At 43.5% G+C, this 16,773-nt stretch carries 18 protein-coding genes; 10 read left to right on the forward strand and 8 right to left on the reverse strand.

Features of this window, described 5'->3' with window-relative positions; translation table 11 throughout:
* Nucleotides 1-89: 89 nt before the first annotated feature.
* From ACZM6M_RS09545 to ACZM6M_RS09555, 3 genes are read right to left on the reverse strand one after another with little or no spacing between them, the layout of a single operon-like run.
* Nucleotides 90-467: an SdpI family protein gene (locus tag ACZM6M_RS09545; protein ID WP_118562435.1), complete on the reverse strand. Its 378-nt coding sequence runs from the start codon at nt 465-467 to the stop codon at nt 90-92.
* Nucleotides 468-492: 25 nt separating this feature from the next.
* Nucleotides 493-909: a hypothetical protein gene (locus tag ACZM6M_RS09550; protein WP_118562436.1), complete on the reverse strand. Its 417-nt coding sequence runs from the start codon at nt 907-909 to the stop codon at nt 493-495.
* A 51-nt stretch (nt 910-960) separates the two neighbouring features.
* Nucleotides 961-1,332, reverse strand: a complete 372-nt coding sequence (locus ACZM6M_RS09555) for a DUF2500 domain-containing protein (RefSeq protein WP_118562437.1) — start codon at nt 1,330-1,332, stop codon at nt 961-963.
* Between the two features lie 552 nt (nt 1,333-1,884).
* On the opposite strand from ACZM6M_RS09555, the gene ACZM6M_RS09560 reads away from it, so the two are divergent.
* Both ACZM6M_RS09560 and ACZM6M_RS09565 read left to right on the forward strand, forming a co-directional pair.
* On the forward strand, nt 1,885-2,727 hold the full coding sequence (locus ACZM6M_RS09560) for a tyrosine-type recombinase/integrase (RefSeq protein WP_489490253.1): 843 nt from the start codon (nt 1,885-1,887) through the stop codon (nt 2,725-2,727).
* A 2-nt stretch (nt 2,728-2,729) separates the two neighbouring features.
* Nucleotides 2,730-3,905: an IS91 family transposase gene (locus ACZM6M_RS09565; protein WP_489490254.1), complete on the forward strand. Its 1,176-nt coding sequence runs from the start codon at nt 2,730-2,732 to the stop codon at nt 3,903-3,905.
* 470 nt (nt 3,906-4,375) lie between these two features.
* Here ACZM6M_RS09565 and ACZM6M_RS09570 read toward each other — a convergent pair whose 3' ends face one another.
* The 3 genes from ACZM6M_RS09570 to ACZM6M_RS09580 all read right to left on the reverse strand — a co-directional run bounded on the left by ACZM6M_RS09570 (nt 4,376) and on the right by ACZM6M_RS09580 (nt 7,045).
* Entirely contained in the window at nt 4,376-4,924 is a 549-nt protein-coding gene (locus ACZM6M_RS09570) for a hypothetical protein (RefSeq protein WP_489490256.1), read from the reverse strand.
* A 337-nt stretch (nt 4,925-5,261) separates the two neighbouring features.
* A complete protein-coding gene (locus ACZM6M_RS09575) occupies nt 5,262-5,429 on the reverse strand; it encodes a DUF6440 family protein (RefSeq protein WP_182433908.1) in 168 nt (55 codons plus the stop codon).
* Between the two features lie 20 nt (nt 5,430-5,449).
* Complete coding sequence (locus ACZM6M_RS09580) at nt 5,450-7,045, reverse strand: DUF2812 domain-containing protein (RefSeq protein WP_118656215.1); 1,596 nt, start codon at nt 7,043-7,045, stop codon at nt 5,450-5,452.
* Nucleotides 7,046-7,591: 546 nt separating this feature from the next.
* On the opposite strand from ACZM6M_RS09580, the gene vapB reads away from it, so the two are divergent.
* Together vapB and vapC are read left to right on the forward strand one after the other, a co-directional pair.
* Nucleotides 7,592-7,822 (forward strand): type II toxin-antitoxin system antitoxin VapB, encoded by a 231-nt coding sequence (vapB, locus tag ACZM6M_RS09585; RefSeq protein WP_118562441.1) that lies wholly within the window; start codon nt 7,592-7,594, stop codon nt 7,820-7,822.
* A complete protein-coding gene (gene vapC, locus ACZM6M_RS09590; RefSeq protein ID WP_118562442.1) occupies nt 7,819-8,223 on the forward strand; it encodes a type II toxin-antitoxin system tRNA(fMet)-specific endonuclease VapC in 405 nt (134 codons plus the stop codon). Before vapB ends, vapC begins: the two co-directional genes overlap by 4 nt.
* 381 nt (nt 8,224-8,604) lie before the next feature.
* Here the strand turns inward: vapC and ACZM6M_RS09595 are convergent, their stop codons facing one another.
* The gene (locus ACZM6M_RS09595) at nt 8,605-9,075 is read right to left on the reverse strand and encodes a methylglyoxal synthase (protein ID WP_118586858.1); all 471 of its coding nucleotides are present in this window, start codon (nt 9,073-9,075) and stop codon (nt 8,605-8,607) included.
* A 529-nt stretch (nt 9,076-9,604) separates the two neighbouring features.
* On the opposite strand from ACZM6M_RS09595, the gene ACZM6M_RS09600 reads away from it, so the two are divergent.
* The 6 genes from ACZM6M_RS09600 (at nt 9,605) to ACZM6M_RS09625 (ending at nt 15,552) form a co-directional block, all read left to right on the forward strand.
* Nucleotides 9,605-10,984, forward strand: a complete 1,380-nt coding sequence (locus ACZM6M_RS09600; protein WP_054334813.1) for an ABC transporter substrate-binding protein — start codon at nt 9,605-9,607, stop codon at nt 10,982-10,984.
* Between the two features lie 83 nt (nt 10,985-11,067).
* On the forward strand, nt 11,068-11,958 hold the full coding sequence (locus ACZM6M_RS09605) for a carbohydrate ABC transporter permease (RefSeq protein ID WP_489490259.1): 891 nt from the start codon (nt 11,068-11,070) through the stop codon (nt 11,956-11,958).
* On the forward strand, nt 11,948-12,775 hold the full coding sequence (locus tag ACZM6M_RS09610; RefSeq protein ID WP_118656217.1) for a carbohydrate ABC transporter permease: 828 nt from the start codon (nt 11,948-11,950) through the stop codon (nt 12,773-12,775). The genes ACZM6M_RS09605 and ACZM6M_RS09610 overlap by 11 nt, the downstream gene beginning before the upstream one ends.
* Before the next feature lie 16 nt (nt 12,776-12,791).
* Entirely contained in the window at nt 12,792-13,991 is a 1,200-nt protein-coding gene (locus ACZM6M_RS09615; RefSeq protein WP_118562447.1) for an ABC transporter ATP-binding protein, read from the forward strand.
* Nucleotides 13,960-14,754: a TIM barrel protein gene (locus ACZM6M_RS09620; RefSeq protein WP_177274816.1), complete on the forward strand. Its 795-nt coding sequence runs from the start codon at nt 13,960-13,962 to the stop codon at nt 14,752-14,754. Before ACZM6M_RS09615 ends, ACZM6M_RS09620 begins: the two co-directional genes overlap by 32 nt.
* A gap of 3 nt (nt 14,755-14,757) precedes the next feature.
* Nucleotides 14,758-15,552, forward strand: a complete 795-nt coding sequence (locus tag ACZM6M_RS09625; RefSeq protein WP_118562448.1) for an HAD-IIA family hydrolase — start codon at nt 14,758-14,760, stop codon at nt 15,550-15,552.
* Between the two features lie 814 nt (nt 15,553-16,366).
* On the opposite strand, the gene ACZM6M_RS09630 is transcribed toward ACZM6M_RS09625, so the two are convergent.
* Nucleotides 16,367-16,765 carry a DUF1344 domain-containing protein gene (locus ACZM6M_RS09630; RefSeq protein WP_118562449.1) on the reverse strand — a complete coding sequence of 133 codons (399 nt, stop codon included), beginning with the start codon at nt 16,763-16,765 and terminating at the stop codon, nt 16,367-16,369.
* Nucleotides 16,766-16,773: the final 8 nt, after the last annotated feature.

A 16,773-nucleotide genomic window follows, 5' to 3' on the forward strand; every position in this document is an offset into this window, starting at 1 on the left:
TTCCTCCTGACATTTGAAATTTAGGATTTCCACCACTTTGGTAATTATAATTATATTCCCGCCAGGTGAATTTCTGCCTGCGTCATATTCTATCTGCGCGTTCCGTCATCATAAAATTTCTTCTTTAATGCGTGTTCCGTTGGTAAAATAGATAGAACCAAAACAATGCATTGAATGATTACCAGAATTAGGCTGACATTTCCAATCGCATCTTCGTCACTGTGATAGAATGGAACATGCACCAGTACGGAAGGAATAATCATCCATAATCCAATCTTCCACCATAGCTGGCCGCAATAATCATGTGCGAATTTCCATGTTTCTATATTTTTCATGGAACGCCGTGTCCGGTATCCGACCACACCATTAATGTGTTTCGGGCAATGCTTCCACATCATTCTTCCGGCAATCAGCATTGTAAAAGGAACTAATAAGTCACAAACCAAAATAAACCACCAGAACCACATAAAACCACCTCTGAAATTTGAATTGTCATTCGCTCTTTTTGAAGGAAATGGAATCAATTTGGAGATATTTTTTTTGATGACGTGAAATGGAAAGCTCAAGTATATACTTGTCAGTGCGGCCATCATCATTTGTGCACTGAAATACCATTTCACCCTTTCCGTCATTCAAGGCAATTATATGAAACTCTGAAATAGTTCCCGCAATGTTGTGATAATCGCTTACAAAGATTTCTGGTTTCAATGTGATTGACCATTCTTTACGATTATCATCATTATTCAGCTCCAACAGCAAAGAACCTCCATTGACAACTTCGCCCGACCAATTATTTCCATCGACAACAAATGATGTTTGCTGATTATCTGGTATGTTTAAGATAATTACTACTGCACCAACTACGATTATCAATATAAGAGCAAAAAAGATGCATTGTTTCTTTTTCATAGTGCCCCCTCTTTGTAAATCCTAGGTTCTTTCACACTATCAACTCCAGAATCACACGCGCTCAAATGACAGATATCTCGTTCCCTGAAACGTAAGTTTCCCAATGTCGCCTTCCGCCAGCATTCCATATTCACTGCCAGTAACCGGCAGTTCCATCCGGTCACCGCTCGCTACCTGAAACGTGACATAGTAGCTGGTACTTGAAGTCGAATGGTAGCCATGCGTTCCAGACAGGTCACCCGCATTTGCATGGCTATGATGTGTGATACTTTCACGCTTTGCGACGATGGTTGCATTCACCGACAAACGCGGTGACTGATTGTTTTTATGCCATGTTCCGATTCCTGTCGCAAACTGGAAGATGATCATGCCGAAAACCATTACGAAGATAATCGGAAACATAAACTCAAACATCATAAACATATAGCTCACCTCTTCTTCATCTTTCGTCCAAGGATCACTCTGAGCACAAAACATACGACAATCACGAAAAGTGAAGCAGCGATATACAGTAATGTTTCTGTATACCACGGTGAAGAATACGATTCGTATAGTTTCGGAAAGCGCTTATACTCATAGAAATCCATACCCGTTTTAATCACAATCACATAGAAACTCGCATAGATAATATATTTTAATAAATCGTATAGTTTATTCACGCCATCGCCTCCGCGATATACTGTTTTTACTTTTTGGCATCGGCAAACTGTAATTGAACAAAATCGCTGCGCGATGGCCTGCCAAGGCTGTGGCGCAGCTTTCTTTTTCTCAATAATAAAATAGGCAGTGACAATTCTTACCAGTATTTGATATTGTAAAGTTACCACACAAAACAATTCAATACAGAAAGACACCACTGCCTATGAAAAGAATACCATTTGACCGCTTTTCTGACAAGCGGTTTTATTATGCTAATGCACCTCCATGTAAGCAGGGTTTTTCATTAACTACTGATTTTTCATGGAGGATTTTATTATGTACAATGAAATATTTAGCCAGATTACAAATGCAGCAAACAAACGGAATCTAAGAGATTCTACTATTCATGCTTACTGTACAAGTGTTGCTCACTTTTTAAAATATACTGATAAGCCAATAGATGCTCTGACAACAGATGATGTTGACACATTTCTGACCGAAAAAAGACTTTCCGGGATCTCACCGGAAACATACAACCACTATCATTCCGGTATTCGCTTCTTTTATAAAAAAGTATTAAAAATGAATTGGGATGACGATGATATCCCACGTATGAAAAGAGACAGGAGCCTGCCAATCGTACTTACGAAAGCAGAGATATCAGCGATTCTGGATGCAACGCCAAACCTGAAACATAAAGCCATGATTGCTACCATGTATTCAGGTGGTCTTCGGGTATCGGAAGTCACGCACCTTCACTATGTTGACATTTCACGCACCAATAAAACAATACACATCCGTGATGGCAAAAGCCGATTTGACCGTTATACCCTGCTTGCTGACCGTACACTTGAGATACTTACAGAATACTGGTTTAAATGCGGCAGACCAACAGGGATTCTGTTTCCAAGTTCATGGTCTGGCGATTATCTTGTGAAGGACAGTGTCATCCAGTTCTTCCGTAAAAGTGCAAAAAGGGCTGGAATTCAGAAGCATGTCTCTACACACTGTTTGCGCCATAGTTTCGCAAGCCATCTGTTTGAAGCCGGGTGCGACGTGAAATATATTCAGGCCCTTCTGGGACACCGTGATCCAAGATCAACAGAGATTTATCTTCATGTAAGCAATAAGACTCTGCTCGGTATTAAAAGCCCATTTGATGAGATGGGTGGTGAGTAATCGTGGAAAAATCTTGTACGATACAGGATGTCTTTGAACGGTTTTATCCTGTTTATGAAAAAACACATGAGCTTCCTGCTCACCACAGAAAAGCAGCTTTTCACATCATGAACTGTAAAACCGGGGCTTTTGGTGTGAACATCAGTGTCTGTGAGGACTGTGGATGTATCAGCATTCACAATAACTCTTGCAGAAGCAGGTGTTGCTCTATGTGTCAGGAGTTTCCGAAAGAAAAATGGATTGATGCCCAGAAGGAGAATGTACTGGATGCACCCTATTATCATGTGGTATTCACAGTCCCTGAGGAATTGAATCCTATCATTTATAGCAATCAGAAACTTCTGTATGATGCACTGTATCATGCTGCATCATCCACTCTGAACGAGCTAGCGAAAGATTCAAAGTATCTGGGAGCTGACATCGGCTATATCTGTATTCTTCATACATGGGGTTCTGCAATGAATTATCATCCTCATATCCATACCATTGTTCTTGGTGGCGGACTTGATAAGGACAGCAAATGGAAAGATACCGGTGGGAAGTTTTTTCTCCCGTATGGGGTCATTGCAAAAGTGTTCCGCGGGAAATATTTGTGTGAATTAAAAAGCCTGTGGAATGATTCAAAGCTTGAGTTTCATGGTACAGCGGAGAAATATCAAAACCACTATTGCTTCAAAGAACTTCTCGATGAGTGCTATAAAAAAGACTGGGTTGCTTATTGTAAGGAAACATTTAATGGAGCACAGTCAGTCATAAATTATCTTGGGAAATATACTCACAGGATAGCAATCAGTAATCATCGGATCAGGTCCATGACGGAAGCAACTGTTACATATGCCGTAAAAGACTACAAAAACAAAGGTCAGTGGAAAGAGAAAACAGTTCCGGGCGAGGAATTCATCCGTCGATTTTTAATGCATGTTCCTCCAAAACGTTTTGTCAGAATCCGGCACTATGGTTTGCTGTCGTGCCGAAACAAGAGCAAAAAGATGACGCACTGTAGAAATCTGCTTGGATGTAAAAAATATATTTCTGCATTTAAAAATCGAAGTGCCGCTGAAATGATAAAGCTGCTATATAACATAGATGTATGCAGGTGTTCTTCCTGTGGCGGAAAAATGGTCCCACATCTTCCAGATAAGCATACACCATCTGTTTTAGAGCATATGAGATGTTAAAATATACAACTGAATACTTCAAAAAACTTCCGCAAAGGGAGTCTGTTTGTCATGCCTAAAAATAATTCTTTTGGCAAAAACCAGCTGTCAATAAAACGCGAGATATGATAAACTTATAGAAGAGAGCAAAGATTGAATTCCCATAGATAGTGGCGAAAGGGACGCGACTTTGTTCACCAAGGAAAAATCGAAATTGATGTAAACGAAAGGGCAGTTTGATAAAACCGCAAGACTGCTTTTTCGTTTACACCAACTCCGATTGTTTCCTTAACAAGTTGTCTATTTCTTTGAACCATTGTTTTTATTGGCTTGTTTTTGCTTCTTTTTTTCTTTTATTCGCTCTTTAATCTTAAAAAATAATTCTAATGCCATTTGATTTGCTATCTGTCCCATAAGCAAACTCTTCTTTCATAATTCAGATTTTCTTGATTCTGCAAATTTGGAATTTATCGCAATATTCCAGCCGTGGATTATACTCGCTTATAGATAATTGGTTCATCATATCCAAAAGTTTTCTTTCCATTAACTTCCATGCTTTCAGATACCTCCAGACAACTATCAGAAAACTTTTCCCAAAGTTTAAATGTCATTACCGGTGAAAACTGGCTTGTACTGCCTCCTTCCCAGATTTCATCTTTTTCATGATAGAGCGCCGGAGTGAATTTTTCAGATTTTTTCAATTCAGTGTAGTCAGCATTTTTCATAGAATCATATGAAAACGTACTTTTATCTTCTCCTTCTGGTATTTCATAAGAATATAACACAATTCCATCTTCTTTCTCTGTAATAAGGAAAAGATGTGGGGAAGCATGGCGTTTACCATTTGTCTCATAGTAGCTTTCTTCAACAACAAATTTACCATTAAAATCTTTAGGAAGGTTCATAATTTTCTCATTACAGATTGTATTAATGTGTTCTGCATAAGGATATGTTTTCCCTTCTCTCTGCATATTATCAAACTGCTCTTTGTTATTAAAGTGTCCTGTCATCATATTAATAAAATTATCGAGCTTCATCATGCTTTTTACCTCCAAATCCCGATTTCACAGTCCTATAAGCCAGTAGTTGTCATTAAGTGCATTTCCTTCGGCATCAATAAAAATGTACTCCGAAGGAATAGATGCCAAATAGAATACATACGGATAAGCATTTTCTTCTATAATAATTTCTTCATGAGTACCTGGTTTCATCCGTAATCTTTACAGAAATACAATTGGAATCGTTCACAATAAAGGAATACAGTTGATTCCAGTTCAAAACGGCAATATCTATCAAAGGAGACATCGGCTTGCTGATCACTCATTTCGGAGGCAACCGATGTTCATGTTGCGTGGGAAACCTCTTTTCTATAGGCAATTACTCTGTAACAATGGGTTTTCCATTTTTATCAATTAAAGGGCAAATGCCAACACCAGTGCCAAACTTTGCAACAACATAATTGACACCGGTTTCTTTATCTACTACCACATAAAAACCCTTTACACTTCCAGCGGTTTCAGTAATTTCAAATCTCTTATTTTCCATATAGATACCTCTCAATATTGTTAATCTTCCAGTCTCCATTTGACATACGCCCACTGACGTTTAGTATTATCCACTTCGTGTTCGCTTACTGGAGTCCCACACTCCTGATAAATATAAAAGTCTTCAGGCACTCCATCACTATTTGGTGTATAGTACTTGCTTCCATCAATGAAAGCATATTTCTTCTCCTGGTCAGTTAATTCGCCGGCATATAAATACCTTTCAGGCACCTCGTTCACAATACATAATTCCGTTGCAAAATAGTTATGTCCATCAAGAACTATTTTCGGTGCCCCCATATATGGTTTATCATCCTCTTCGAAAGCAGCCACTGCTTCCTTCAGGCCGGCCAGATCTGTTCCACCACCGAAATCCAGAATGATCAGGTGTGATTTATCTTTTAAAATTACCTCATCCAGAGCAGGTTCCTCCTTATTCACGGAAGCATTGCTTTCTGGATCCGGATTAGTTTCATCTTTCCGGAACATATAGCGGTACCAGGCCACTTCCATACCATTTGAAAGACTTTCCATTTCGGCCGGAAGCTTCTGCTCTGTCTGGTCCCACAAATCGGACATGTCTTTTGGATAACACTCGCTGGTTTTGCGAATGATCCATGGAATGGGACTTTTGTATATGGTAACGCCTACCGGCGTTCCAGAACCATTTATTTTAAATTCATCATTCTGGCAGCTTGCAAATATGGTCTGCTTTTTATCAGCGTCCGGTTCTTCCTCTCCCAGAAAATGTGACGTGGCCGCGTTACACAGGGGAATGGTGATCATGCAGACCACAGCGACGCCAACCAGGTATCCAATCCAGTCATCGCGGTTATCACCACTTCCATTATTTCGGATCCAGTTTCTCATAAAAAATGAAATTGCTACAATGAGTACGGAAGAGATCATAAATCCGACAAAGGCACTCATGGAAGAAGAAAATGCCAGGCCCCCCAGTATCAGGATGCCGTCAAATAGAATAATGCGCTTTTTAAAGTTTACCTTTCGCCTAAGATCCATTTTCGGAAGTGGTTCCCCTTTTTTGAAAGCAGAGGTAGTCTTATAAACCCACCAGAAAATCCGTACATATGAAACGATCCAGGACACAAAGATCCCAACCATAAGAAGATTAAGAAGAAGCAGCATGGAATCGGAAAACAGTTTCCCTGGATTTTGCAAGTATCGGTATACCGCCCATGCCTCTAATACGATCAGAACAGGGTAACAAAGTTTCACAGACCAGGTCCAGGAAAGCGATTTCTGGATCAGGAACTGCTTTTCTTCGGTCATGTCCCCTGTACGCTCCACTGCATCATCCGTCGTATAAAAAATCTGCCAGAAAGTACCGCTGCATTCAAAATTCCAGCCGGCTTCCTGGCACTGCTTACGGAACTGCTCTGCTTTCCAGCTGTCCGCGCCTGTGAGGGAAGAACTTCCCGGAACCAGAAGGGCTGCATATCTTCTCTTTGCAGGTTCTGCTCTATGAAACTTCATGACAGAACCGCCAACGCTCTCCAGAAACCAGCCCTGCGCTGCCATTTCTTCCAGGTACTGTTCAAATACATTTGCTTCCCATAAATTAAAGGACATCCAGACTCGCTTCTTTTGTTTCATCATGTCATCTCCTTTCCGGAAAACAGGCGAATTTCCAATTTTGTATTTACTTTCATTATAGAAATAATAGGAATATCTGACAAGAAAGATGAGATTAACAATTTCTTACATATTTCTGTTTATTGGGCAGAACTATCAAATTTTACATATACGGGCATTCGGAAAGCAAAAAAATGTTAGAATGGACTCAGGAAGGAGTTCTTCAGAAATTGCCGTATCGTTGTATTCAAAGATTTAAAGAAAGTGTGAACAGCCGAAAAAGTGTAAACCGGAAGTTTTGTGATGAGCTATTGTTGGAAAAAGTAAAATGTATCTTGTATGAAAAAGGCGGATAGTATGTCAGTGGGAAAATAAGAACAGGCGCCTTGAAACGAGCTAAGGAGGAACTTTGTTTGCATTCAGCTATTCAGGAAGCAAAAGAAAAATAGTGTTGGAGGGGCACTATTTATAAATATACAGTGCTAAAAGCGAAATCCCTGGAAACGCAGAGAATAACTTGACAAAATATATACCACGATATATACTAATAATATAAGGAGGTGCATTACTATGATGACTGCAAAGTTATTTGAAAATGGTCGGAGCCAAGCGGTTCGACTTCCGAAGGAATATCGCTTCAATGGTGATGAAGTGGCGATTAATAAGGTCGGTGATATTGTTATTCTGATGCCGAAGGAAAACAAGTGGTCCGCTTTCCTGAACAGCTTGGAACTGTTCTCGGATGACTTCATGAGTGATGGCAGAGAACAGCCTGCGGTACAGGAGCGTGAAGCTCTATGAAGTATATGCTGGACACTAATATTTGTATCTATGCAATCAAGCATAAGCCGCCCGAAGTCATAAAAAATTTTCTGAAGCATGATCCAGACGATATGTGTATCTCGTCCATTACTTATGGAGAACTGATGCATGGAGTGGAAAAGAGTCAGGCGGTGGAACGCAACCGTGTAGCAATTACATTGTTCTTGTCGTCTATTTCTATTCTTCAGTTTGACAATTATGCTGCAGAAGAATACGGAAAGGTTCGTGCAGACCTTGAACGAAAGGGAACACCAATTGGTCCGATGGATATGCTGATTGCCGGTCATGCGAGATCAGAAGGGTTGGTTCTTGTGACAAATAATACCAGAGAGTTCTTCCGAGTTGATGACTTAGAAGTTGAAGATTGGACAAAAGAATAGGTGGCTCAGTTTGTATTAAAAACCGCAAAATTCATAGACCGGGAATTAGAGGATTAACGGCGCAAAATGAAACAGGAAAATGTACAGGCATCGGAGTTTCGGTTCCGGTGCCATTCTTTTTCCTCGAAATGAACCAAAGCGGGTGAAACCTCGTTAGCGCTTAAATGATTCTTTTCCACGCTTAGTTGCTTCCAATAATTCAAATTTTTCATATACGGGCATTCTGAAAGGAAAAAAGTATTGGAATTGGCTCCTGAATGAGCTCTTCAGAAGCAACAGAAACAGCTAAAATGTATGACCCGGGCTACAGCATATCTCTGATAAAGAAAAATATAAGACCGGCGTGACGGACCGGTCTCATTGCGTGGTTCAGGCAGGTACTTACAGTGTTTCTGCCCGATCTGCAATATGCTGTTTGAAATTGATCACTTCATGCTTGTAATCAAGATTCATATAACAGGATGTAATCATAAAATCCGCAGTGGATTTATTGACGGCCATTGGAATATCGTAGACCTGGGAAATCCTCATCAGGGCTTTTACATCTGGATCATGAGGTTGCGCTGTCAGCGGATCCGAAAAGAAAATCACGAAGTCAATGACACCCTCCACAATCTTAGCACCGATCTGTTGGTCTCCACCTAATGGGCCGCTGTTATAACCTTTTACTGTAAGTCCAGTCTGATCTGTGATCATGCGGGCCGTTGTACCTGTTCCGTAAAGATTATGCTTCTCTAGCTCAGCTTTGTGTTCTTTACACCATGCAATCAGTTTCTGTTTTTCGTTGTCATGAGCAATCAGGGCAATATTCTTTTTCTGGCCGATTGTAAAGGTAATGTATTCTTGAGACATGAAAAAATCCCCCTTATCTAAGTATAGAAAGTGCAGATAGATACAACTTATCACAGAATGGTTTATTACACAAGTGCAACAATATCAAACTAAAGATTTGAACTCAAATTATTAGAATTTCCCCAGAACAGTCAAAATCAGAAGATTTCTCCGAATATTTGATTTTGACTGCAGTATAAGAATCGAATCTTTAATCCAATCTTTTCCGAACTCTCACATCGAAGAAAATCCGTATTCATTATCATCGTACTCGATGCTGATGATATTGGTGTTTTGCGGAAATAATCTATTGCCCGTTCGCTAATCTTAACATTCCACTAAAATCAAAAATTTCAAACTTGCAAATTTGGTATTTTTCTTAGAATTAACATACTTAACAATTATTTGCATTTTTCCTAGTTTCTTGTTTAAAAACTTACAATGTTTTTACTGTTTCATGATAGATGTCAAGACCATACAACACTATAATCGGAAACTGTGAAACACATAACCAATCCTATTGCCAGACTAACACGAGGAGAAAAACATTATGAAAAAAAATCTAAAATGTCTCACAGCACTTTGCATGGCTGGTGCCATGATCTCTCTGACCGGATGCGGTTCATCCAGTCAGTCTACTTCCGCAGATACCACAGCAGGTTCCGCCTCTTCCGAAGCCACCACTTCCGCCGAGAGCACCGCTTCCGGCAATGGTTCCAAAACCGTTATCGAGTACTGGCACTGTAATGCAGAGAACCAGGGCGGACTGACCGTAGATGAACTGGTAAAAAACTTTAATGAGAACAATGACCACATTGAAGTTGTTGCTAAATATAACCCGGATATGTATAAGGGACTGATGCAGAACCTGCAGGCTGAAGCCGCTACCGGCAATACCCCGGCACTGGTTCAGATCGGCTGGGCTTTCCTGGATTATTTTTCCAACAACTTTTCCTACACCTCCCCACAGGAGATCATCGACCAGTATGATGCTTCTGACAAAACCTTCCTGACCGACAATTTCCTGCCAAACGTCCTGGATCTGGCGGTAAACAGTGATGGCGTACAGGTCGGAATACCGTATTCTTTAAGCAGCCCGGTTCTCTACATCAACCGCGATCTGCTGAAGGAAGCAGGACTTTCCGAAGAGGGACCGAAGACCTGGGAAGAGGTTGATTCCTTTGCCAGAACTGTTCAGGAAAAGACCGGAAAATATGGTTTCTATATGCAGGAGCCGGCAGACTTCTGGGCACAGCAGGGACTCATCGAGAGCAATAACACTTCCATGCTGACCAAGACCGCAGATGGCAAGATTCAGGCAAGCTTCGCAAGCCCGGAAGGCATTCAGGCTATGCAGATGGTTGCTGACCTCATCAAGGACGGAGCCGCTCTCCATGTTTCCTGGGATGAAGGCTGCCAGAGCTTTATTGATGGCAACTGCGCAATGCTCTACACCACCATTGCCCGTCGCGCATCCGTTCAGAAGAGCGCGCAGTTCGATGTCGCTACCGTAAAATCCCCGACATGGGGCAGCAGCCCGCGTAAAGTTCCGGCAGGCGGATGCTTCTTAGCTATCACTGCACAGACCGATGAGCAGAAGGAAGCCGCATGGGAGTTTGAGAAATACCTGTACAGCGTGGAATCCATGGCTGCATGGACCATCGGAACCGGTTATGTACCGCCAAGAAAGGACGTTGCAGACGCAGAGAACGGACTGAAATCCTTCCTGGCTGAAAATGAGATGATGAAGGCTGCCATTGAGCAGATGGACGGCGTGGTTTCCTGGACATCCTTCCCGGGTGATGCAGGTCTTCAGGCTGAGCAGATGCTCCTGGATATGAGAGATCAGATCTTCGGTGGACAGGTAACTGCCGAGGAGGGTATGACTTCCACCCAGGATGCCATCAATGCCCTGTTAGACGCACAGTAAGCTGACATTCCAGATGCAGACCGGTACTTTCCCTTTTGCTCACGGGAAGGTACCGGTTTTCCTGAATTTACGGAGGTAATCACTTGAATAAAGAAACAAAAAAACAAACGATTCTGGGATATCTGTTTCTGATCCCGTCCCTAGCCGTGTTCGCAGTCTTTATGTTTTACCCACTCCTTTATACCTTTTACTTAAGCTTTTTTGAGTGGAACATGGTAAAGCCTGTCAAAAAATTTGTCGGTCTGAACAACTACATTGCCGTATTCCGAGATCCGAATACCTTTAAGATTCTGGGCAATACCCTTGCTTACATTCTGGTTCTGCTGGTCCTGAACTTTGTGCTGCCCTATATTCTCTCCTTTATCCTCTCCGCCGTGATCCGGCATGGAAAGAGTTTTTACAAGGCTGTGTTCTTCCTTCCCAGCGTCATCTCCCTGGTGGTCGGCTCCATCCTCTATACCTGGATCTTAAACCCGATTTCCGGACCGGTGGCCATCATTCTCGGTAAATTCGGCATCCAGATGCCCTTCTGGTCCAAAACCGACGGATGGGTCATTGCCGTGCTCTGCATCATTACCACCTGGAAGACCTTCGGCTACAACTTCATCAATATTTTAGCCGGTGTCTCCGGCGTATCCCAGGAAGTTATTGAGGCTGCACGGCTGGATCAGGTTCCCATATGGAAAATCTTTCTGGACATCATTGTGCCAATGAGCTCCGCTACCGGAATTTACGTGTTCATCACCACCATTGTCCAGGGACTTCAGTATGTGTTCACCCCCATCAAGGTCATTACCCAGGGCGGACCGAACTACGCCAGTTCCAACCTGATCTACGCTTCCTACCACGAGGCCTTTACCTTGTATCGGACCGGCACCTCATCGGCCATTTCCATTCTGACCATGCTGCTGTTCATTGTCCTTTTACTTCTGGAATTTAAATTTGTGGAGAAGGGAGTCTACTATGAAAACTAACAATCATTCGGAAATTGGCTGGCACATGATCCTGGGCGCCATCGTCTTCCTCATGCTGGTTCCCATCGTGTTCGCTCTGTCCAACTCCTTCAAGACTCTGCAGGACGCATTTAATACTATTTTTGAGATCATTCCGTCTCACCCGACTCTGGAAAACTACCGGCATGTATTTGAAAAACTGCCATTTGTCCAGATAACTTTAAATACATTTCTGATCGCGGCATCCGTTACCACCTTCAAAACCATTACCAGCCTGTTTGCCGCCTATTCCTTTGTCTATTTTGATTACAAAGGAAAACAGTTTTTCTACTTTATCATGCTGAGTACCATGTTTATTCCGTTCACCGTGACCATGATTCCAAACTACCTGATGATTTCAAAACTCGGTCTGCGGGATTGCATCTGGGGCGTGGCACTTCCGCAGTTTGCGGATGTTTTAGGTATCTTCCTGCTGCGCCAGGCCATGCGCGGAATCCCGAAGGCCCTCATTGAGGCTGCGCGGATGGAAGGCATCGGTAGCCTCAAGATCATGCGAGATATCATCCTGCCGCTGGTACGCCCGTCAATTCTCACGACCGGGATCATTTTCTTTATCAATTCCTGGAACGAGTATGTATGGCCGGTGCTCATCTTAAAGAGCAAGGAAAACTACACGCTTTCCCTGGCGCTCCAGATGTACATCAGCGCTGAGGGCGGCACCGAATTTACCATTGCCATGGCCGTATCCGTCATCACCATGATCATTCCGCTGGCTCTGTATCTTATTTTCCAGCGCTATATCATCAACACCTTTGCCGCATCCGGCGTAAAAGGTTAATCTGTCAGGAGGACTTATGAATAATATCGTTTTTGAACACGTCGTAAAAGCATACGGAAAAAATGTGATCGTCAATGATTTGAATATGGAAATCCGGGAAGGGGAGCGGCTGATTCTGCTGGGCCCGTCCGGCTGCGGAAAATCCACCACCCTGCGCATGATCGCCGGTCTGGAGGATATCACCTCCGGCTCCCTGCATATGCGAGGCCAGGTAGTCAACAATGTTGCCTGCGGAGACCGCGGCGTATCCATGGTATTCCAGAACTACGCCCTTTTCCCGCATATGACTGTAAAAAATAACATCATCTACGGTCTGAAAGCCCACAAAATGGAAGCGGCTGAGATTAACCGCCGCCTGGAGGAAGTACTGGAAATGCTGCAGCTGAAAGGTCTGGAGGACCGCAAGCCGAAGGATCTTTCCGGTGGACAGCGCCAGCGTGTTGCCCTGGCCCGCGCCGTCGTAAAACGCTCTGACTACTTTCTTCTGGATGAACCGCTTTCCAACCTGGATGCACAGCTCCGCCTGCGTGCGCGAAAAGAACTGGTCAAGATCCACGAGATGTACCGTCCGACCATGGTTTATGTCACTCATGACCAGATTGAGGCCATGACCGTGGGACAGCGTGTTGCCATCATGTATCGCGGAAATATGGAAATGCTGGACACGCCAAGCCATGTATACAATATGCCGGCAAGTATTTTCTGTGCCCGATTCATTGGCTCTCCGTCCATGAACATCATCTCCTGCCAGTATGAAAACGGCAATCTCTCCATCGGAGACCAGATGATCAGACTGGCTCTGATGTGGCGTCCGATCGCAGATGCCTGTCCATCCGGAAAATACTGCGTTGGCATCCGCCCGGAACATATAGTCTTAAGCAGCCGTCCAACGGAAACTTCCATCTGCGGAACCGTAAAATACGTGGAGGACTATGGAAACCGCTACGGAGTTTATATTGATGTAAAGGGTGAAAAGAGCGAGCTGATTGCCATCTGCAACGACTCGGTTCCGCGCCCGGGCGAAAACATTTTCATCAATATTGATTTCCGCAAACTGCATCTGTTTGATGCCCAGAGCGAGAAGTCCCTTGGATATCCAGAAGAAATCCGCCGTCTGAACGCAGCCCTGGATTTTTCCATGCCGGATGCTCAGAATAAAAACCAGAAAGCAGGAGGTAAATATCATGAATCTTTTGGTCAGTACCAATGTGTATAAACCGGGTCAGCTTGCCCGGGTCATCCCGCATTTACATGCCTTCCGTGGTCAGATTGGCGTCGAGCTGTTCCCTATGTTTGACGCAGACTGCTATGAGGAAGAGCTTCTTCATTGCCTGCCGGAGTTTGAAGGAATCCCAGTTAGTTTTCATGGCCCGTACTATGAAACCGAGCACAGCGCAGCCCCCGGCACCCCGGAATATGCGCACTCCATGGACCTGATCCGCCAAACCCTGCCTTACTGTGTGCGCCTTCAAAGCCAGTATCTGGTCTTTCATCACAATAACATCCCGGTGACGGAAGAACGCCGGGAAGAGATGATCCGTGTTTCCAGAGAAAACTACAGGGAAATTGCGGAGCTGTTCAAGCCGCACCAGATCCCGGTGGTGGTGGAGAATGCCGGTGTCCTGGACCGCGGCAACATGCTGTTTGACCAGGATGCGTTTATCCAGCTCTGCAGGGAAGAACATTATCCGGTGCTGATCGACATTGGCCATGCTTACGCCAACGGCTGGGACCTGGAGCAGACCATGGAAGCGTTAAAGGATCAGATCGTGGCTTACCATCTTCACAACAACGACGGTGTTCACGACAGCCATCAGCGGATTTTCCACGGGACCCTGGATTTTCCCCTGTTTCTGTCTGATTATCAGAGACTGACTCCAAACGCAGATCTGGTTCTGGAATACAGCCCGAATGTGGCAGATGATGAATCCGGAATCCAAGAAGACATTTCCTGGCTTCTGGAGCAGATCCGGAGGTAGCTTATGCTTTCCGAAAAGAAACTCTTCTTATTTGATATTGACGGAACCGTGGCCTTGGGCGATGTCCTGCTGCCCGGAGCGGCGGAATTCTTCCAGGAAATTAAAGAGCGCGGCGGGCAGTTTGTATTCATTACCAATAACTCCACCAAAAGCATTGCGGACTACATCAAAAAATTCCGTCAGATGGGTGTCTCAACCGATCCTCAGAATTTTGTAACTGCCTCCACCGCTTCTGCCAGCTGGCTGCGGCAACACGCAGCTGGAAAGACTATCTATACACTTGGAACACGATCACTGATTCGAGAGCTTGAAGGACATGGAATCCGCGTCACCACGGATCCGGACACCCAGGATATTTCCTTTGTGCTGGTTGCCTACGACAGCGAACTTACCTACAAGAAGCTGACTGACACCTGCCGCATCCTGCAGACCCGCCCTGTCACCTTCCTGGCCACCAACCCGGATCTGGTCTGCCCGGTCCCATTTGGCTATGTACCCGACTGTGGCTCCATATGTCAGATGATCACTAATGCCACAGGCCAGGTACCACATTATATCGGAAAACCTTCTACCGATATGGTGGATATTGCACTCCGGGAAAATCCGTTTTCCAAAGAGGAAACCGTGATAGTGGGTGACAGGTTTTACACTGACATTGCATGCGGGAACGCTTCTGGGGTAGAGACAGTCCTGGTACTAACCGGTGAAGCGAAAAAAACAGATACTATGATTCATACGTACTCTCCAACTTATATTTTCGACTCCATAAAAGAAGTAAAGAAAGCCTGGAAGAATTAGTAATCCAGGCTTTCTCTACTTCTTTAAAATTTTCAATGCGGTATGTGTAATGATTGTAAAAGATGAAATAACGCAACAATATAGCATTGCTTACTTATAAAAAAGTAACCGACTCAGAAACGAGAACGATTACTTTTTTAGATAGTATGAATTTAAGTGCTTCTTCATTCTAATGCAAAACCGTAAAGATAGCAAGGAAAAGTGGCATCATGATGGATATTGCCATATTTTTGCTTAATAATACCGCCTCATATTCGAAAGAGAGTAGTGTAGACAAATTATATGTATCTATTTTCGCCATATGCAACTCCGAAACTCAATTCCATTCTCTTCTCTCCCGCTATTTTCCTGACCTCTCGAAAAAATATTTCTCCACTAGGCTCCCCTAATTTGTTCGCTCGCCGTCAGGCGTTTGCCGCCATCAGGCGGCGCACTCAATGGATAAAAAGAAAAATAAATGGAAGGGAAAATGAAAAACGGCGCTGCTGCGCCAGCAATCAAGGAATTTATGCAGCCAATTCTCTCTCCCATTTAATAAAAAAGTCGAGGGAGCAATGGAAATTGGGGAATATCCGCTTGCATATGGCGAAAATAAATACATATGATTTTCTCAGCATTCATACACACCTATATATTTTAGTGTAGAACATTACCGGCCATATAAAAAACAGCCAAAAACCCGCTGTTGCATGATTTCCATATAGCAGCGGGTTTTTGGCCGTAATTCTTTGCAAAAAAGCTTCAATACATATCCCAGCCGGGCCTATGAATATTCCTGGCATCCAGTGATAAATTTTAGCGTTTTCTCATCACATTAATTTGCTTTCTCCACAGAAATAATGGTTCCTGTAAACGCATCCACTTCGCTGAGCTCTCCCGTATAGGTTACCGTTACCTCATCTCCTTCTTTAACATCTGATAAGCCTTCCGGTGCGGTATCGAATGTCATTGCATAGGTACCCTTATCGCTTTCGATCGTGAACATAAAATCCTTGATCTCCTCAATCTTTCCTGTCACAGATTCCGTTTTTTCCTCTGTTTTCTGCGATTCAGACTGAGTTGTCTCGCTCTGGGTGGTTTCTGCCTGCGTTGTTTCTGCCTTGGTCGTTTCCGCCTGGGTAGGCGCTGCTGTGGTTGTCTCAGCCTTGGCACCGCATCCAGCAGCCAAAGCCGCGGTCATCATCAAAACTGCAATAAGATTTCTTTTTTTCATAATAAAGC

This window comes from Enterocloster sp. (assembly GCF_057861365.1).